The following is a 17946-nucleotide window of genomic DNA, read 5'->3' on the forward strand; positions in this document are numbered from 1 at the left end:
TTTCTCAAACCGACAGAGGTCAAGAAAATGAAAAAACTACTGCTCGTTCTCGCAAGCACCACGGCGGCGATCGGCTTTGCCACCGGCGCAAGCGCCCAGGAGAAGGCCAAGATCTGCTTCGTCTACGTCGGTGCCAAGACCGACGGCGGCTGGACCCAGGCGCACGACATCGGCCGCCAGGAGCTGGAAAAGGCGCTCGGCGACAAGATCGAAACGCAGTATCTCGAAAGCGTGCCGGAAGGCCCGGATGCCGAGCGCGCGATCGAGCGCCTGGCACGCTCGGGCTGCGGCCTGATCTTCACCACGTCCTTCGGCTTCATGGATGCGACGATCAAGATCGCCCAGAAGTTCCCGGACGTGAAGTTCGAACACGCCACCGGCTACAAGACCGCGCCGAACGTCGCGACCTACAACAGCCGTTTCTATGAAGGCCGCTACATCCAGGGCCAGATCGCCGCCAAGATGTCGCAGAAGGGCGTCGCCGGCTACATCGCCTCCTTCCCGATCCCGGAAGTGGTGATGGGCATCAACTCCTTCGTCATCGGCGCGCGCTCCGTCAACCCGGACTTCAAGATCAAGGTCGTCTGGGCAAACACCTGGTTCGACCCCGGTAAGGAAGCCGATGCCGCCAAGGCGCTGGTCGACCAGGGCGTTGATATCCTGACGCAGCACACCGACACGACCGCGCCGATGCAGGTTGCCGCCGAGCGTGGCATCAAGGCCTTCGGCCAGGCCTCCGACATGATCAAGGCCGGCCCGGAGACCCAGCTGACAGCCATCGTCGACACCTGGGGCGCCTATTACATCAAGCGCACCCAGGCCTTCCTCGACGGCAAGTGGGAAACGACCTCGAGCTGGGACGGCCTGAAGGACGGCATCCTGACGATGGCGCCCTACACCAACATGCCTGACGACGTGAAGAAGCTGGCCGAGGAAACCGAAGCCAAGATCAAGTCGGGTGAGCTGAAACCCTTCACCGGCCCGCTGAAGAAGCAGGACGGCAGCGAGTGGCTCGCCGCCGGCGCTTCGTCCGACGACGGCACGCTGCTCGGCATGAACTTCTACGTCGAAGGCGTGGACGACCAGCTGCCGAAGTAAGCTGCTGCACCAGCAAGACAGAATGCAAACCCCGCCGTTTCGGCGGGGTTTGTCGTTTCTGGGGCGCGCAAGGGTTGCTTTCCGCGTCGGTCGCGCTCGGCTTACGGTATTGCAGGCACCCGGGGGCTTTCCGGAATCGATGGTTCAAACTACATTCATTTGCGCAAGTTTTGTGATGCCCCCTGTGTTTCACAGGAGGACGTTGTTGGCGCGCTGTGCCGTTCGAAGTCAGGCAGGGGAGTGCCTGGAGGAGATTGATTGAACAGGAGTTTGCTGGAAACCGTTGTGTCCGGCTCGCGCAAGCGCACGAGCCACGCACATGTTGTCGATCAACTCGGCAAGGCAATCATATCAGGCGAGTTTCCAGTCGGTTCCATTCTTCCGGGTGATCCGGAGCTCGCGGCACGCTTCAAGGTCTCGCGAACCGTGCTGCGCGAAGCGATGAAGACGCTGGCGGCCAAGGGGCTGGTCGTGCCTCGGGCCCGCATCGGCACGCGCGTGACGCCGCGCAACGACTGGAACCTCTTCGACAACGATATCCTGACCTGGCACTTCGAGTGCGGCGTCGATGAAGACTTCCTGTATCACCTGAGCGAAGTGCGCCTTGCCTTCGAGCCGCACGCGGCAGCGCTCGCGGCGCGAAACGCCTCCGAGGCCGAAATCAGCCGCATGATGCGGCTCGCGGTCGCCATGGGCGAGGAGGGCCACAGCGCCGAGAGCCTCGCAGGTGCTGACCTGAAGTTCCATCTTGCCGTCGCCGAGGCCTCCGGCAATCCCTTTATGCGCACGGTCGGCGGCCTGATCGAGGCGGCGCTGGTTGGCGTCTTCAAGCTCAGTTCACCCGTCGCCGAAAGAGGCGGCATCGATGAGGTTGCCCGCAACCATATCCGTATCGTCGAGGAAATCGGCAGGCGTGACGAACTCGGCGCCCGGCTTGCGATGGAAAACGTGATCAAGATCGGGCGTGAGCGCGTACGCAGCGCGTTGCATAGCCGCAGTTGATGCTGCCACCGGTCGAGATTGTTCAAGAAAACAGCACTCGCCCGTTCCAATGTTCAGAAGATTGCAGCGTTTTCAACGCTTGCGCTTGCTCAGATCGCGCGCTGGCCTTATCTGGTGAGGGCTCGCTCCCTGGGGAGCGGCTGTCGTCAACGGTGATCTGGAGACCATGTCCGAGTTTTTTGTCATTTTCGTCCTGCTTTTGATCAATGCATTTTTTGCTCTCTCGGAAATGGCAATCGTCTCGGCAAGCAAGCCCATGCTTCGCCAGATGGCAAAACAGGGAAACACCCGCGCCGAAGTGGCGCTGAGGCTTGCGGAAGATCCCGGCAAATTCCTCTCCACCGTGCAGGTCGGCATCACGCTTGTCGGCACCTTGGCCGGTGCCTACGGTGGCGCGACCATTGCTGCGAAATTCGCTCCCTTCCTCGACGGAATCGCCTGGATCAATCCCTATGGCAACACGGTCGCCGTCGCGCTGGTCGTGACGCTGATCACCTTCCTGTCGGTGGTTATCGGCGAGCTCATCCCGAAGCAGCTGGCGCTGAAGAATTCCGAGGCGCTGGCCATGTTCGTCGCGCGCCCGATGCACCTCTTGTCGCGGATCGCCGCTCCGATCGTCTATCTCTTCGAGACCGCGGCATCGCTTGCCATGCGTCTTCTCGGCATCCGTCCTGACGATCCGGACCATGTGACGGAAGAGGAAGTCCACGCGATCATGGCCGAAGGCGTCGAAAGCGGCGCCATCGAAAAGTCTGAGCATGAGATGCTCAGGCGAATCATCCGTCTCGGCGACCGCAACGTGAAGTCGATCATGACCCATCGGACCGAGGTGAGCTTCATCGACATCAACGACAGCCTGGAGACGGTCGGCCGCAAGATCGGCCAGTTCGGTCATTCACGCTATCCGGTGGTCGACGGCCCGAGCGGCGATGTCCTGGGCGCGGTTCTCGCCAAGGAAATCCTGAACGCGCCGACCTCCGGCCCGTTCGACGTGCGCAAATACGTCCGTGAGATCCATACCCTGCCGGAGACGGCGTCCTGCCTGAAGGCGCTCGACGCCTTCAAATCGTCGAGCATCAACATGGCGATGATCGTCGACGAATACGGAAGCACCGAGGGCATCATCACCATCGCCGACATTCTCGAAGCGATCGTCGGCGTCCTGCCTTCGAACTACGACGACATCGAGCACGCGCTGATCCGCCAGCGCGAAGACGGAAGCTACCTCGTTGACGGCCGCACGCCGATCGACGAAATCCACCTGACGATCGGTATCGACGGCATCGACGCCGACGGCAACTTCGAGACCATTGCCGGCTTCCTCGTCCAGCAACTGCGCAAGACGCCGGAGGAGGGCGATATTGCGATTGCCCACGGTTACCGCTTCGAAGTGGTCGACATGGACGCGCGCCGCATCGACAAGATCCTCGTCAGCCGCTCGGACGAAACGGCCAACTGATTCCGAACCTGCACGGTCGGAGGTGCCTTGTCCCGACCAGATGCCGCAGCGCGGCGACGGCGCGATGCTGTCAGGTGCTCGCGTGTTGCCACAAGACCCGAGGGGTCGTGCCATGGCGAGGACATGCTGGTCCTCACTTGGGAGCCGCTTGTGCATCGCCGAGATCGTCCGCCTACGGATGAACGGAGAAGGCCGGGTTCTGCCCGGCCTCTTGCTTTTGAAACTGAGGGCCGCCGCGGCTGCGTTGTTCAGCGTAGCCGGAGAATGTCGCAGGACGTGCCTGCGGGCGCTTCGGCGGCGTGAGGCCGGCGCACGATCAGGCAGTCGGACTGTGCGAAGACCTTCATCATCGACGAATCCTGCCGCGAAAAAGGATGGGCGAGAAGCGTTCCTTCGCTGTCCCTAGAAAGGCGGGCGCGCACGTAGTCCTGCCTGACGTCGTTGCCCGGAAGCGGGCTTGCAAGCCGCGCGGTCGTCATGCGGTCGCGCGACGGCAAGCGGGCGAGCTTGCGGGTCAGGGGTTCCAGGAAGAGCAGGGCGCAGACGAGGCTGGAGACCGGATTGCCCGGCAGGCCAAGCACCGTGGCCGTTCCGAGCTGGCCGACCATGAGCGGCTTTCCCGGCCGCATGGCGATGCGCCAGAAATCGAGCGTCATGCCGCAGGCGATCAGCGTCGACTGCACCAGGTCATGGTCGCCGACCGACGCGCCGCCGAGCGTGACGATCACATCGACATCGGCATCCTGCGCTTGGCGGATCCGTGCGCTGATCGCGTCCCGGTCGTCGCGGACGATGCCGAGATCGATGACCTCGGCGCCGTTGTCGCGCGCGATCGCCCCGACGCCGAAACTGTTGGAGGCGATGATCTGGTCTGCGCCGGGCTTGCTGCCCGGCGGCACGAGTTCGTCGCCGGTGGCAAGGATCGCGACCCGCGGGCGTTTGAACACCGGCAGGCTGGCGTGGTTCATGCCGGCGGCGACGGTCAGTCGACCGGCGTCGAGAATGTCGCCGGCCGAAAGCACGGCTTCGCCGGAGGCGAAGTCCTGGCCCGCCAGTCGGATGTGCCGCCCTTTGCCGGGCACGAATTTGGTTCGGATCCGGTTGCCCGGCAACCGCTCGGTGTCTTCCTGGATGATGACCGTATCGGCGCCGGCAGGCATTGGCGCACCGGTAAAGATGCGCACCGCTTCGCCCGCTTTCATCTCGCCCTTGAAGCCATGGCCGGCGGCCGATTGGCCGATCACGATCAATTCGGCGCCGATTGTCTCTATGTCCCGGTGGCGAACCGCATAGCCGTCCATCGCCGAATTGTCGAAGGCCGGGTGGGTGACGAGCGCCGGAATGTCTTGGGAGAGCACGCGACCAAACCCGACATGAAGGCCGACAAGCTCGCTCGTTTGACGTAGATCGGCGCTGCGAAGAATTCTGTCGAGCGCGTCTTCGACCGAAAGCAGCGCCATGATCTCAGTTCCCTTCGCGTCTGTAATCGCCGGAGCGTCCGCCGGATTTTCTGACCACCTGAATCCCGCCGATCTCCATCTCGCGATCCGCGGCCTTCGCCATGTCGTAGATGGTCAGGCAGGCGACGCTGACGGCCGTCAGCGCTTCCATCTCGACGCCCGTACGCCCTGTCAGCTTTGCAAGCGCCTCGACCCGGAGACCCGGAAGGGCTGGATCCGGCGTGATATCGACGGTGACCTTGGTCAGCATCAGCGGGTGGCAGAGCGGGATGAGGTTGGCGGTCTGCTTGGCGGCCATGATGCCGGCAAGCCGCGCCGTGCCGATGACGTCGCCCTTCTTGGCATCGCCCTCGAGGATGAGCGTCAGCGTTTCCGCCTTCATCCGCACATGGCCTTCGGCGACGGCAATTCGCACCGTCTCGGCCTTGTCGCCGACATCCACCATGTTCGCTTCGCCGCTGCCACCGATATGTGTGAGCGTCGGCTTGCTCATCACTCGGCTGCCAGCGTGTTCGTGGCGCCGGTCAGAAGCGTGCGTGTCGCGGCTTCGACGTCGCTCTTGCGCATCAGGCTTTCGCCGACGAGGAAAGTGGTGATGCCGCTCTTTTCCAGCCGCTGGCAATCCGCATGCGTGAAGATGCCGCTCTCGCCGACCAGCAGGCGGTCGGCGGGCACCATGCCGGCAAGCTGCTCGGAAACCGCGAGATCCACCTCGAAGGTCCTGAGATTGCGGTTGTTGATGCCGACGAGCGGCGAGGCGAGCTTCAGCGCCCGTTCCATTTCCTCGGCGTCGTGCACCTCGATCAGCACGTCCATGCCAAGCTCGAAGGCTGCATCTTCAAGGCGGCGGGCGTCGTCGTCGCTGAGCGAAGCCATGATCAGGAGGATGCAGTCGGCGCCCCAGGCGCGTGCCTCCAACACCTGGTAGGTGTCGAACATGAAGTCCTTGCGAAGGGCCGGCAGCGCGCAGGCCGCGCGCGCCGCTTCGAGAAAGGCAGGTGCGCCCTGAAAGCTCGGGGCATCCGTCAGCACAGACAGGCAGGCCGCGCCGCCTGCCTCATAGGCCTTGGCGAGTGCGGGCGGATCGAAATCCGGGCGGATCAGCCCCTTCGACGGGCTTGCCTTCTTGATCTCGGCGATCAGTCCGAACGTGCCGGCCGCCTTGCGCGCGGCGAGCGCCGCATGAAAGCCGCGCGGGGCGGACTGGTCGGCGATGCGCGCCTTGAGTTCGTCGAGCGAAACGTGCGACTTGGCCGCAGCGATCTCGTCGCGTTTGTAGGCTTCGATCTTGCGCAGGATATCCGTCATGTCTGCCGATCCTTCCTCAGGCCGCGTTCGATACGCTGACGAGGCGCTGCAGCGCAGTCTTCGCGCCGCCGCTTGAAAGCGACTGACGCGCAAGCGCCATGCCTTCGGTGAGGTCCTTCGCCCTTCCGGCTATCATCAGCGCTGCAGCCGCGTTGGCAAGGGAAATGTCCCGGTAGGGGTTCTCGGCGCCATCGAGCACCGCCTGGAGCGCGACCGCATTGTACGCGCCGTCGCCGCCCTTGAGCGCGTCGAGCGTCACCGTCTGGAGACCAAAGTCGGCGGGCGTCAGGGTGAAGGTCGAAATCTTGCCGTCCTTGAGCGCGGCAACTTCGGTCGTGCCGGTCGTGGTGACCTCGTCGAGCCCTTCGCCATGAACGACCCAGACATTGTCCGAGCCGAGATCGCGCAGCACTTCGGCAAGTGGCTGCACCCACTGCGGCGCATAGACGCCGACGAGCTGGCGCTTGACGCCTGCCGGGTTGGAGAGCGGGCCGAGCAGGTTGAAGATCGTGCGCGTTCCGAGCTCCACCCGCGTCGGGCCGACATGGCGCATGGCGGAATGGTGCTGCTGGGCGAACATGAAGCCGACGCCGGCTTCGCGGATGCATCGCGAGATGGCTTCGGGACCGATGTCGAGCTTGACGCCGAGGCAGGAGAGCGCGTCGGCGGTGCCCGACTTCGAGCTCAGCGCCCGATTGCCGTGCTTGGCGACGGGCACGCCCGCGCCTGCGACGATCAGCGAGGCCAGCGTCGAGATGTTGTAGGTGCCGGCGCCGTCGCCACCGGTACCGACGATATCGACCGCGTCCGCCGGCGCATCGACCGGCAGCATGCGGGCGCGCATGGCACCCACCGCCCCGACGATTTCATCGACGGTCTCGCCGCGCACCCGCAACGCCATCAGGAAGCCGCCGATCTGCGACGGGGTTGCGGCACCCGACATGATGATTTCGAAGGCGGCGCGTGCGTCTTCGCGGTTCAGCGCCTCGCGGGCGGCGACCTTGGCGACGAATGGCTTCAGATCACTCATCGATGGTTTTCCTTGGCCCTATCGTTGCACAAGTGCGGTTTCTGCAAGCGTCTGGTTGATCGAAACCCCGTAGGCCGCCTGCAGCGTCGCGACCATCTGGTCGAGGATGTCCTCGCCGCTGACGCGTGCGAGGGCTTCGATCTGGCGGCTGTCGTCCTGGAGCGCGTCGGCCGGGCCTGCGTTGTCGACCGAGGTGACCTGCATCAGAACCTGTCCTTCGCCGCCGATGCCGGGCGCGTTGGCGACATGGCCGTTCGCGCCGGAGAATGCGGCGGCGACGGCCGCGGGGCTCAGCGCTGCGTCCGCGGTCGAGCGCGTCAGGCCGGATTTGGTTTCGACGACGAGGCCGAGTTCCGTCGCGATGTCGGCGAGCTTTGCGCCCTGCTCGACGCGCTTCCTCAGCTCGCCTGCCTTCGTGGCGAGGGCGGCACGCTGCTGTTCGGCCATCCAGTCGGCACCGATTTCGTCGCGGGCCTCGTCCAGCGTGCGATCGCGCGCCGGAATGACTTCGTCGAGGTCGAACCAGACGTAACCTTCGCGGCCGACATTGACCGGCAGGGTCTCGCCGCCAACGTCGGCCTTGAAGACTTCCTGGAGGAGGGCTGCCTGCTCGGGCAGGCCGGCAACATCGTCGCCATTCTTGTCCTTGCCGGTTGCGTCCACTGCGTCGACGGTCACGAGCTTCAGCTTGAGCTGGTCGGCGACGTCCTTGATCGGGGCGCCGGAAGCGCGCTCGTCCTCGATCTTGTCGTGCAGGCGCATGACTTCTTCGCCCGCTGCGGCAAGGGCGATGTCCTTGCGCAGTTCTTCCTTCACGTCGTCCAGGCTACGGACGGTTTCCGGGCGGATGTTCGTGACGCGCAGGATGACCGGTCCGAAGGCACCGTCGACAACCGGCGTCACACCGTCAGCCTGAAGGGCGAATGCGGCTTCGGCGATCTTGGCATCGGGTACGCGCTCCTTGGTGAACTCGCCGAGAAGAACGTCGGCGGAGGACTTGCCTTCGGCCTTTACGAGATCGTCGAAGCTGGTGCCGGCAGCGAGCTTTGCCGAGGCGGCGTCTGCGGCCTCGCGCGACGCGAAGGAGAGCTGTTCGATCGTCCGTGCAGCGGCGCTGCGGAAGCTCTCCTTGCGGCGTTCGTACTCGGTGCGGATTTCCTCGTCCGTTACGACGCTCGTATCGGCAACATCGGACGGTTCGAGCTTCACATAGCTGATCTTGCGATATTCCGGCGCGCGGTAGTTCGCCTTGCGGCTGTCGTACCAGGGCGAAAGCACGTCGTCGCCGGGGACCTTGACCGGGTCGATATTGGCGTTCGAGAGCAGCAGGTAATCGAGCGTGCGCTTTTCGTGCCGGTAGGCGCCGATCGCGTCGGTGAGAACCTTGGGGGCTACATAGCCGTCGGACAGCGCGTCGACGATCTGCGAGCGGATCGCGGTCTGGCTCTGGCTGTTGATGTAATCCTGCTCGCGCAGGCCCGCATTGCGCAGCACGCTCGAGAACGTCAGTCGGTCGAACTGGCCGTTGACGCTGTGGAATGCCGGATCGTCAGCGATCAGTTTGGCGAGCCGATCCTGCGAGAGGCCGAGATTCATGTCGTTGGCGAGCTGGTCGAGTGCTGCACCCGCGACGATCTGTGAATAGACGCGCTGCTCGATGCCAAAGGCGCGCGCCTGCTGCGGCGTCAGCCGCGTGCCGAGCTGCCGGGAAGCCTGTGCCAGCATGGTCTCGTAGGCGAGCCGGAATTCCGGCGCCTTGACCTTGACGTCGCCGACGGTCACCACCGCATCCGACTGGTTCGTCATCGTCAGCGATGAGCCGCCCCACACCATGAACGACAGAACGAGAACGATTAGCAGGCCTTTGACGACCCAGGTCTGGGCGGCGCTTCTCAGAAATTCGAGCATGGGGGCAGAAACCTCGTTGCAATGCGGTGGCCATCGGCCAAACGAATTCGTTCCTTAAAACAAACGAAACAGGAAATGAAGGGTTGATTGCCGCAAATTGCGCGCGCTCACGGGATCGTTGATCCCGGTCGTCCGGCTGTTTTTTCGGTGCTTGCCGCGACACGTTTGTCGTTGGCGACGGTGCGGCGAAAGGCGCGCGTCGAACGGGCTGCCGCAGACCCTCAAATCCATGTCGGATTTGTTAGCCGGCAACCGAAAAATATCTGTCACATTGGCTCGAACATGCCTCTGTTCTGTGGTTCTGTTGTGAGGGCGGAGCGATTCTGGCGAGCTTCCGCGGGAATATTTTCATGCAGTCGACAATCGTGATGGTTAACCTGTTTGGAGCAGTTGCGCTGCTTCTCTTCGGCCTGTCCCTGGTCAAGGACGGCGTGACCCGCGCCTTCGGGGCCCGGCTGCGTGCCGGCCTTGCCCAAGGAACCGACGGGTCTCTTCGCTCTTTTGCGACCGGACTTGTCGCAACCCTCGCCCTGCAAAGTTCCACTGCGACCGCGCTGATGACCGCATCCTTCGTGGAGAAGGGGCTCATCCGTTCGCGCATGGCGCAGATCGTGCTCCTCGGCGCCAATCTCGGCACGGCCATGACGGCCTGGATCGTGGCGACCGGGATCGAATGGTTGTCGCCGCTCGTCATCCTCGCTGGCGTGGTCTTGCACCGCGCCAGCCGGTCGAACGCGCGCCAGGGCCTGGGCGCGGCCTTTGTCGGGATCGGCCTCATGCTTCTATCGCTGCATCTATTGGGGACGGCGACGGAGCCGATGCGCGACAGCCCGGCCCTGGGGGCGTTCCTGTCTATGCTCGACAGCGCCTGGCCGGTAGCACTTCTCATTTCCGCGGGGCTTGCCTTTGCGTCGTCGTCCAGTCTCGCGGTCGTGATGCTGGTGCTATCGCTCTCGGCGACAGGCATTCTCAGCGTCGGACTGACGGTGGCGCTCGTGCTTGGCGCCAACCTCGGCGGCGCCGTTCCGCCCGTCATGGCGACGCTCGGCTCTGCGCCGTCGGCACGCCGCGTCACCTTCGGCAATCTGGTCGTTCGCGCCGTCGGCTGTCTGATCGCGCTGCCACTGACGGGTATCAGCGTGGAGTTTCTCCAAAGCCTGCCGCTGCCGCGCCAGAACCTGCCGGTCGACATTCACCTGGCCTTCAACCTCGCCGTGGCCATTCTTGCCTGGCCCTTTGCCGGACTGCTGTCGCGCCTGATGATCCGGTTCATCCCGGACGGAGAGGCGGAGGAAACCGGTCCGCGCTATCTCGACGAGACGGCGCTGCACACGCCGGTCATGGCGCTCTCCGGGGCCACCCGCGAAGTATTGCGTGTCGGCGACCTGGTCGAGGTGATGCTGATGCGGGCGGCCAATGCCTTCGAGAACAACGACCTGTCCGACATCCGCGACATCGGCAAGTTCGAAAAACAGGTCGATCAGCTGCAGCAGGAAGTGAAGATCTTCCTGTCGCGCTTGGGCCGCGATGGCTTGAGCGCCGATGACGGCCGGCGCTCGATCGTCATCATCGACTACGCCATCAACCTCGAGCATATGGGCGACATCATCGAGAAGGGGCTCTGCGAGGAGATCGCCAAGAAGGTCAACAACGGCCTGAAATTCTCCGAGGAGGGCTATCAGGAACTGAAGAGCCTCTTCAACCTGACAATCGACAACCTGCGCGTTGCCCAGTCCATCTTCGTCAGCCGCAACGCGGACCTCGCGCGCCAGCTCATCGAGGTGAAAGTGAGCGTTCGCCACATGGAGAAGCGTTCGGCTGAGCGGCACATCGAGCGGCTGCGCGACGGGCTGGTCCAGAGCCTGCAGACGAGTTCGCTGCATCTCGACATGCTCCGGGACCTGAAGCGCGTCAACGCCCACATCGCTTCCGTCGCCTATCCCATCCTTGAGGAGAATGGGCTTTTGAGCGAGAGCCGCTTGCGACCGGGCGCCTAGCGGCTACGGCCGATCAGCCGCCGGCGTTTGGCGCCGGCTTCAGGCTGTTGCGGATGAAGGCGTCGTAGCAGCCTGTGAGCGTGATCCGGCTGTGGCCCGTTTCGAGGCTTGGCAGATAGAGCGACAACAGGGTCTGGTTGACATTGGTCACCGGGCAGGTCGGCACCAGCGCGATGTCGACCGCGCTGAGGGCGGCGCGAACGCTTTCATCCGGCGGCGGAATGGCGCGGAAGGGATCGGCGCCGATCGCGACATGCTGCGGTGCGCTGCGATCCATCAGCCAAGGAAACGGGTTGGTGAAGTCGATGTTGAAGATCGTCCCGAAAAGCACGTCGTTCCTGGTCTCGTAAGTCCTGAGCGCGTCGACCGCTTCGTCGACGTTCATCAGCCATCCCGCCTGAAAATCGAAGTCGCTGTAGAGCAGGAACGACGGCAACTCGCCAGCCTTGGCGAAGGCGTCGAAAGCGGGGCGATGGGTCTCGTAGAGGGTGCGCAGCCGCTCGGCGCGAAGCGCCAGGATCGGTCGGACGTTGACCGCACCCATCGTTTTGAGGTTGCGGCTTTCCAGCGGCACGTTGTTGACGGCTCCGATCCAGGCGCGGGCGCTTTTTTGCAAGACGGCCGTGGCCGGGGGCAGGGCTGCCGCGAGTGCGAGAATGGCGACGGCGATGGCGACGGGCCGTCTTCCGGCGGCTGTGACCTCATCGATAGCGAGCTTGAAGAGCAGCGGTATGAGGAAAATGAAGGCCTGACTGCCGGTGTTCTGGCTCTCGAACACGATGCCGGCAAGGACAAAGGCCGCCAGCCAGAAAAACGGCTGGTCGAACACCCTTCCGACCGCAGCCAGGGATGGGCCTTTCCCAAGTTGGCTTAGCGACTGGGCGAAGGACGAGAGGTGCGTGCCGAAAAGCACCAGGCAAAGCAGTCCGGCCGGGATCAACAGCCCGGCATTGAGCGAAGCTGCCTGCAGCAGGCGCGGCAGCAGGCTGCCGTCATTGACGGAAAGCAGCGCCAGGATATCGGCAAGATAGGCGGAGACGCCGCCGAAGGCGACTTCGACGATGGCGAGGATCGCAACCACGAGAAGTCCAGCCGCAACGGCGGATCGGAAGGGCAAGCGTCCCGAAACAAAGGCCATGAGGCACAGGAGCGTGCCGGCAACGGCGCCGGTGATCTTGACGAAGAAGAGGGCAGCCATCGCGCCCGCGACCGCGGCGACGAGCAGCCGGCGATCACGCACATGGACCAGTGCGGCTGCGAGTACATAGAGAAGCTGGCAGACCTGGCGGTTGTAGATGCCGAAACCGTCGGAGCCGGGATAGGGGTAGAAGTCGCCGGTGTTGAATGGAAGGACCGAAAACATCAGGAACGGCAGCAGGATCGCATGGGCAAGTGCGACCGAGCGCTTCTGGACATCGACGACCACCAGCGCGATCAGCGGTCCGCTGACGAGGAGCAGGCACCAGCTCGCCAGCAGCAGCGGCTGGCCGTTGGGAAAGATGCCCTGCAGCCCGGTGAAGAGATAGTAGCCGAGGGCGCCAACGGGGGTGAAGAAATCGACCGATGGGATCTGGCCGTCGCGGATGCGGTTGGCGGCATCGAGATAGAGATAGTGGTCCCAGAACATCGGGCCGATCGGCTGCGGGATCGTGAAGCTGAGCAGAACCGCGAGCACACCAAGCGTAAGGACAAGAAGCAGAAGCGGAGATCGAGCGAGAGGCACGACCGCGCCGGTAGACCGTGCCGGTGTGTCGATGTCAGTGCGGCTGTGCATTGCGGCTTGATCCCCCGAAGGAGCGATGCACCCGCACGGCTTGCTGACACAGGCTCCGCGCCTTCTTATGCCATCATCCGGTTTTAAGCCGGTTAATGCGACGTGATTGTGAGAATTATGCTTCTCGCAATATGTTGCTGCTAGCACCGCGCCGAATCGAAAGACGATTTTGTATTTGAGCCGATTCCAATCTAAGGAATTGTGCAGTGGGCGCGAGCCTGGAAAAGACCAAGGAGAGATATATGGAACGGACGTGCCTGGCCATCGTTCTGGCTGCGGGTGAAAGCACGCGGATGAAATCGTCCATGTCGAAGGTCCTGCATCCGGTGGCCGGCCGGCCGATGATCGCCCATGTCGTCGAGGCGCTCTCAAACGCTTCCATCTCGGATATCGCTCTCGTCGTCGGCCGCGACGCGGACGCGGTCTCGGCCGCCGCCGACATCGGCGGCGTGTCTGTTTCCTCCTTTTTGCAGAAGGAACGGCTCGGCACCGGTCATGCGGTGCTTGCAGCCCGCGATGCAATCGCAAAGGGGTACGACGACATTCTCGTCGTCTTCGGCGATACGCCGCTGATCAAGCCGGAACCGCTGCGGGCCGCTCGCGAGGGACTTGCGGCTGGTAACGACGTAGTGGTGATCGGCTTCGAGGCTGCAGACCCGTCGGGCTACGGCCGCCTGATCGTCAAGGACGGCGCGCTCATCGCCATTCGCGAGCATAAGGACGCAACGGAAGAAGAGCGTCACATCACCTATTGCAACGGCGGCCTGATGGCGATCGACGGCCGCAAGGCGCTCGATCTGCTCGGCCGCATCGGCAACGCCAACGTCAAGGGCGAATACTACCTGACCGACCTCGTCGAGATCGTCCGCGAGATTGGCGGGCAGGCGATTGCCGTCGAGGCGCCAGAGGAGGAACTGACCGGCTGCAACACGCGCGCCGAGCTCGCCTTCATCGAGCGGCTGTGGCAGCAGCGCCGCCGGCACGAACATATGCTGTCGGGCGTATCGATGATCGCGCCGGAAACGGTGTTTCTGGCCTGGGATACCGTGCTGGAGCAGGATGTCCTGATCGAGCCCAATGTCGTCTTCGGCCCGGGCGTGCGCGTCGAGAGTGGCGCGATTATCCATGCGTTCTCGCATGTCGAGGGCGCGACGGTGCGCGCCGGCGCGACGGTCGGCCCATTCGCACGCCTCCGTCCGGGCGCCGATCTCGGCGAAAAATCCAAGGTCGGCAATTTCTGCGAGGTCAAGAAGGCGGAGATCGGCGCCGGCGCCAAGGTCAACCACCTGACCTATATCGGCGATGCCTTTGTCGGCGCGGGCTCCAACATTGGTGCCGGCACGATCACTTGCAACTATGACGGCGTGAACAAGCATGAGACCCGGATCGGCGAAAATGCCTTCATAGGCTCGAATTCGTCGCTTGTGGCGCCCGTGTCGATCGGCGACGGTGCTCTGGTCGCGTCCGGCAGCGTGATCACCGAGGACGTGCCGGCCGACGCCGTCGCTTTCGGACGCGCGCGCCAGGAGATCAAGCCCGGCCGGGCACGACTGCTGCGCGAACGCTACGAGGCGGTAAAGGCAGCGAAGAAGGCGGCGAAGGCTGCTGGCTAGGCTTATGGTGCCCGCGCGCCGATGCGCGTGAGGTCGCTGCATGCTGCATGCCCCTTGGATCAGGATTCGCGGGAACATGCGGCGGCGTTAAACATTGAAATCGAAAGTGAAATCGGGGCGGATTGCCTCGATCGGCAAATGCTTTACCAAGGCAGCGCGCCGGGCGGCATTTCCGCCCTCGTTGAACAGGGGCGCCGATTGCGGCGCGCGGACGAATTCGGAGACGACTATGTGCGGTATTGTAGGCATCGTTGGCAACCAGCCGGTATCGGAACGACTGGTCGATGCGCTGAAGCGCTTGGAATACCGCGGTTATGATTCCGCCGGTGTCGCCACCGTCATTGGCGGAAAGCTGGAGCGCCGGCGCGCCGAAGGCAAGCTCGTCAATCTGGAGATCCGGCTGCGCGAAGAGCCGCTTGCCGGCACGATCGGCATTGCCCACACGCGCTGGGCAACCCATGGCGCGCCGACCGAGCGCAATGCGCACCCGCATTTCACCGACGGCGTCGCCGTCGTCCACAATGGCATCATCGAAAACTTCGCCGCGTTGAAAGACGAGCTGATCGCCGGCGGCGCAAGGTTCGAGACGGACACCGACACGGAAGTTGTCGCGCATCTGCTCTCCAAGTTCCGTCGCGACGGACTTGGCCGGCGCGAGGCGATGCATGCGATGCTGAAGCGCGTCACCGGCGCCTATGCGCTGGCCGTGCTCTTCCAGGACGATCCGTCGACGATCATGGCGGCGCGCAACGGCCCGCCGCTTGCGATCGGTCACGGCCGAGGCGAGATGTTCCTCGGCTCCGACGCGATCGCGCTTGCGCCTTTCACCAACGAGATCACCTACCTGATCGACGGCGACTGGGCGGTCATCGGTGCCAACGGCGTGCACATCTTCGATCTCGAAGGCAATGCCGTCGACCGGCCGAAGCAGCTGTCTTCGGCCGCCGCCTACATGATCGACAAGGGCAACCACCGGCACTTCATGGAGAAGGAGATCTATGAGCAGCCGGAGGTGATCGCGCACGCGCTCAGCCACTACATCGATTTTGCCGGCAACCGCATCAAGGAACTCGCAGGCACGATCGATTTCGCCAAGGTTCCGAGCCTCGCGATCTCCGCCTGCGGTACTGCCTATCTCGCCGGCCTCGTCGGCAAGTACTGGTTCGAGCGTTACGCCCGCCTGCCGGTGGAAATCGACGTCGCTTCCGAGTTCCGCTATCGCGAAATCCCGCTGTCATCAGAGGCGGCCGCACTGTTCATCTCTCAATCCGGCGAAACCGCCGATACGCTGGCGTCGCTGCGCTATTGCAAGGAACTTGGCCTGAAGATCGGTGCCGTGGTCAACACGCGCGAATCGACCATTGCCCGCGAATCCGATGCCGTCTTCCCGATCCTCGCCGGCCCTGAAATCGGCGTCGCCTCGACCAAGGCCTTCACCTGCCAGCTCGCGGTGCTGGCGTCGCTCGCGATCGGCGCCGGTCGCGCCCGCGGTACGGTGAGTGCTGAGGAAGAGCAGGTCCTGGTTCGCTACCTTGCGGAAATGCCGCGCATCATGGGGCAGGTGCTGAACGCCGTTCAGCCGAAGATCGAACTTCTGTCGCGCGAACTGTCGAAGTGCCGCGACGTGCTTTACCTCGGCCGCGGCACCAGCTTCCCGCTGGCGATGGAAGGCGCGCTGAAGCTCAAGGAGATCTCCTATATCCACGCGGAAGGTTACGCCGCCGGCGAGCTGAAGCATGGGCCGATCGCGCTGATCGACGAGAACATGCCGGTCATCGTGATTGCGCCGCACGACCGCTTCTACGAAAAGACCGTTTCCAACATGCAGGAAGTGGCGGCCCGCGGCGGCCGCATCATCCTCATCACCGACGAGAAGGGCGCTGCCGCCTCGAAGCTCGAGACCATGGCGACGATCGTGCTGCCTGACGTCGACGAAGTCATCGCGCCGATGATCTTCTCGCTGCCGATCCAGCTGCTTGCCTATCACACGGCGGTGTTCATGGGCACCGACGTCGACCAGCCCCGCAACCTCGCCAAATCGGTGACCGTCGAATGATCTATGTCCGGCACGAGCGCGCGGGAGATGAAGAGGCGATCCGCGGCGTGACAGCGGCCGCTTTCGAAGGGCATCCGCACAGCGACCAGAGCGAACCCTTCATCATCGAGCGGCTGCGCGCGGCAGGCGCGCTGAGCGTGTCGCTCGTCGCCGACATGAACGAGGAGATCGTCGGGCACATCGCCTTTTCGCCCGTCACTCTGACGCCGGAAGAACCCGGCTGGTTCGGGCTTGGGCCGGTCTCGGTCAGGCCGGATGTTCAGTCCCAGGGCATCGGCAGGCAGCTGATCCTCGAAGGGCTCGAATGGCTGCGGGCGGAAGGGGCTGCCGGCTGCGTCGTCGTCGGCGATCCGGCCTTGTATCAAAAGTTCGGTTTCCGCAATGAATCGGCTCTTGTATTCCCCGGTTGTGCGCCGCAATATTTCATGGCGCTGGCTCTCTCCGGCGCGATGGCGGCCGGTACGGTCGCTTATCATCCGGCCTTCGGCGTCGAGTGAGGTTGAGACGGAAGAAGCATGACGGAACATTCGAAACGCGGCTATATCGCGACGCGGCTGCGCAATTATTTCCTGACGGGCCTGATCATCTGTGCGCCGGTGGCGATCACCGTCTGGCTCGTGCGCACCTTCATCGACTGGGCCGACGGATGGGTGAAGCCCTATCTGCCGAACTTCTATAACCCGGACACCTATTCGCCCGTCGCCATTCCCGGCTTCGGTCTGCTCATCGCGATTTTCGTGATCACCTTCGTCGGCTTCATGACCGCAAACCTCGTCGGTCGGTCAATCGTGAACTTTGCCGAGTCGCTCCTCAATCGCACGCCGCTCGTCCGCACGATCTACAAGTCCACCAAGCAGATTTTCCAGACCGTGCTGCAGGAGCAGTCCTCCTCCTTCAAGAAGGCCGGGCTGATCGAGTATCCGAGCCCGGGCATCTGGTCGCTGGTGTTCATCGCAACGGATGTGAAAGGCGAGATCGCCTCGAAGTTCAACGAGCGTGGCATGGACATGGTGGCGGTCTTCCTGCCGCCGACCCCGATCCCGACGGCGGGATTCCTGCTGTTCATCCCGCGCGACAAGATCATCCCGCTCGAGATGAGCGCGGAGGACGCGGCAAAGCTGCTGATTTCGGGCGGCCTCGTGACACCCGATCAAAAGCCGCTCGCCAACGCACCCTTGAAGATCGGTCAGCAGAAGACTGAGATTCCCGTATCTTGATACCGGGCCGCCGTGACCGTCGCC

General features: G+C 63.7%; 14 protein-coding genes. 8 read left to right on the forward strand and 6 right to left on the reverse strand.

Features of this window, described 5'->3' with window-relative positions:
* Positions 1-27 precede the first annotated feature (27 nt).
* The 3 genes from C1A35_RS08785 (at position 28) to C1A35_RS08795 (ending at position 3559) form a co-directional block, all read left to right on the forward strand.
* The gene (locus C1A35_RS08785) at positions 28-1098 is read left to right on the forward strand and encodes a BMP family ABC transporter substrate-binding protein (protein ID WP_104664350.1); all 1071 of its coding nucleotides are present in this window, start codon (positions 28-30) and stop codon (positions 1096-1098) included.
* Between the two features lie 258 nt (positions 1099-1356).
* Positions 1357-2100 (forward strand): FadR/GntR family transcriptional regulator, encoded by a 744-nt coding sequence (locus tag C1A35_RS08790; protein WP_104663972.1) that lies wholly within the window; start codon positions 1357-1359, stop codon positions 2098-2100.
* Positions 2101-2266: 166 nt separating this feature from the next.
* The gene (locus C1A35_RS08795) at positions 2267-3559 is read left to right on the forward strand and encodes a hemolysin family protein (RefSeq protein WP_104663973.1); all 1293 of its coding nucleotides are present in this window, start codon (positions 2267-2269) and stop codon (positions 3557-3559) included.
* A 248-nt stretch (positions 3560-3807) separates the two neighbouring features.
* Here the strand turns inward: C1A35_RS08795 and C1A35_RS08800 are convergent, their stop codons facing one another.
* The 5 genes from C1A35_RS08800 to C1A35_RS08820 are packed head-to-tail and all read right to left on the reverse strand — an operon-like array spanning position 3808 to position 9265.
* Positions 3808-5019, reverse strand: a complete 1212-nt coding sequence (locus tag C1A35_RS08800; RefSeq protein WP_104663974.1) for a molybdopterin molybdotransferase MoeA — start codon at positions 5017-5019, stop codon at positions 3808-3810.
* Positions 5020-5023: 4 nt separating this feature from the next.
* The gene (gene moaC, locus C1A35_RS08805; RefSeq protein WP_104663975.1) at positions 5024-5512 is read right to left on the reverse strand and encodes a cyclic pyranopterin monophosphate synthase MoaC; all 489 of its coding nucleotides are present in this window, start codon (positions 5510-5512) and stop codon (positions 5024-5026) included.
* Positions 5512-6327 (reverse strand): indole-3-glycerol phosphate synthase TrpC, encoded by an 816-nt coding sequence (gene trpC, locus C1A35_RS08810; RefSeq protein ID WP_104663976.1) that lies wholly within the window; start codon positions 6325-6327, stop codon positions 5512-5514. The genes moaC and trpC overlap by 1 nt, the downstream gene beginning before the upstream one ends.
* A 16-nt stretch (positions 6328-6343) precedes the next feature.
* A complete protein-coding gene (gene trpD, locus C1A35_RS08815) occupies positions 6344-7357 on the reverse strand; it encodes an anthranilate phosphoribosyltransferase (protein WP_104663977.1) in 1014 nt (337 codons plus the stop codon).
* 18 nt (positions 7358-7375) lie between these two features.
* Complete coding sequence (locus tag C1A35_RS08820; RefSeq protein WP_104663978.1) at positions 7376-9265, reverse strand: peptidylprolyl isomerase; 1890 nt, start codon at positions 9263-9265, stop codon at positions 7376-7378.
* A 350-nt stretch (positions 9266-9615) separates the two neighbouring features.
* Between C1A35_RS08820 and C1A35_RS08825 the strand changes: the two genes are divergently transcribed.
* A complete protein-coding gene (locus C1A35_RS08825; RefSeq protein WP_104663979.1) occupies positions 9616-11262 on the forward strand; it encodes a Na/Pi cotransporter family protein in 1647 nt (548 codons plus the stop codon).
* 13 nt (positions 11263-11275) lie between these two features.
* Here C1A35_RS08825 and C1A35_RS08830 read toward each other — a convergent pair whose 3' ends face one another.
* Positions 11276-13036: a hypothetical protein gene (locus C1A35_RS08830; RefSeq protein WP_104663980.1), complete on the reverse strand. Its 1761-nt coding sequence runs from the start codon at positions 13034-13036 to the stop codon at positions 11276-11278.
* 242 nt (positions 13037-13278) lie between these two features.
* On the opposite strand from C1A35_RS08830, the gene glmU reads away from it, so the two are divergent.
* The 4 genes from glmU (at position 13279) to C1A35_RS08850 (ending at position 17922) form a co-directional block, all read left to right on the forward strand.
* Positions 13279-14649, forward strand: coding sequence for a bifunctional UDP-N-acetylglucosamine diphosphorylase/glucosamine-1-phosphate N-acetyltransferase GlmU (gene glmU, locus C1A35_RS08835; protein WP_104663981.1), 1371 nt, complete (start codon positions 13279-13281; stop codon positions 14647-14649).
* A gap of 229 nt (positions 14650-14878) precedes the next feature.
* Positions 14879-16705 carry a glutamine--fructose-6-phosphate transaminase (isomerizing) gene (glmS, locus tag C1A35_RS08840; RefSeq protein WP_104663982.1) on the forward strand — a complete coding sequence of 609 codons (1827 nt, stop codon included), beginning with the start codon at positions 14879-14881 and terminating at the stop codon, positions 16703-16705.
* Complete coding sequence (locus C1A35_RS08845; protein ID WP_199772905.1) at positions 16705-17202, forward strand: GNAT family N-acetyltransferase; 498 nt, start codon at positions 16705-16707, stop codon at positions 17200-17202. The genes glmS and C1A35_RS08845 overlap by 1 nt, the downstream gene beginning before the upstream one ends.
* An 18-nt stretch (positions 17203-17220) precedes the next feature.
* Positions 17221-17922, forward strand: coding sequence for a DUF502 domain-containing protein (locus tag C1A35_RS08850; RefSeq protein ID WP_104663984.1), 702 nt, complete (start codon positions 17221-17223; stop codon positions 17920-17922).
* The last annotated feature ends 24 nt before the right edge of the window (positions 17923-17946 follow it).

Source organism: Ensifer adhaerens, assembly GCF_002940685.1.
In the GTDB taxonomy this organism is placed as follows: domain Bacteria; phylum Pseudomonadota; class Alphaproteobacteria; order Rhizobiales; family Rhizobiaceae; genus Ensifer; species Ensifer adhaerens_E.

What these genes read in the sequence shown, in the direction of transcription:
- C1A35_RS08785 (WP_104664350.1), top strand. Translation starts at nt 28, where the DNA reads ATGAAAAAACTACTGCTCGTTCTCGCAAGCACCACGGCGGCGATCGGC.
- C1A35_RS08830 (WP_104663980.1), bottom strand. Translation starts at nt 13,036, where the DNA reads ATGCACAGCCGCACTGACATCGACACACCGGCACGGTCTACCGGCGCG.
- C1A35_RS08820 (WP_104663978.1), bottom strand. Translation starts at nt 9,265, where the DNA reads ATGCTCGAATTTCTGAGAAGCGCCGCCCAGACCTGGGTCGTCAAAGGC.
- glmS (WP_104663982.1), top strand. Translation starts at nt 14,879, where the DNA reads ATGTGCGGTATTGTAGGCATCGTTGGCAACCAGCCGGTATCGGAACGA.
- glmU (WP_104663981.1), top strand. Translation starts at nt 13,279, where the DNA reads ATGGAACGGACGTGCCTGGCCATCGTTCTGGCTGCGGGTGAAAGCACG.
- trpC (WP_104663976.1), bottom strand. Translation starts at nt 6,327, where the DNA reads ATGACGGATATCCTGCGCAAGATCGAAGCCTACAAACGCGACGAGATC.
- C1A35_RS08825 (WP_104663979.1), top strand. Translation starts at nt 9,616, where the DNA reads ATGCAGTCGACAATCGTGATGGTTAACCTGTTTGGAGCAGTTGCGCTG.
- moaC (WP_104663975.1), bottom strand. Translation starts at nt 5,512, where the DNA reads ATGAGCAAGCCGACGCTCACACATATCGGTGGCAGCGGCGAAGCGAAC.
- C1A35_RS08795 (WP_104663973.1), top strand. Translation starts at nt 2,267, where the DNA reads ATGTCCGAGTTTTTTGTCATTTTCGTCCTGCTTTTGATCAATGCATTT.
- C1A35_RS08850 (WP_104663984.1), top strand. Translation starts at nt 17,221, where the DNA reads ATGACGGAACATTCGAAACGCGGCTATATCGCGACGCGGCTGCGCAAT.
- C1A35_RS08800 (WP_104663974.1), bottom strand. Translation starts at nt 5,019, where the DNA reads ATGGCGCTGCTTTCGGTCGAAGACGCGCTCGACAGAATTCTTCGCAGC.
- trpD (WP_104663977.1), bottom strand. Translation starts at nt 7,357, where the DNA reads ATGAGTGATCTGAAGCCATTCGTCGCCAAGGTCGCCGCCCGCGAGGCG.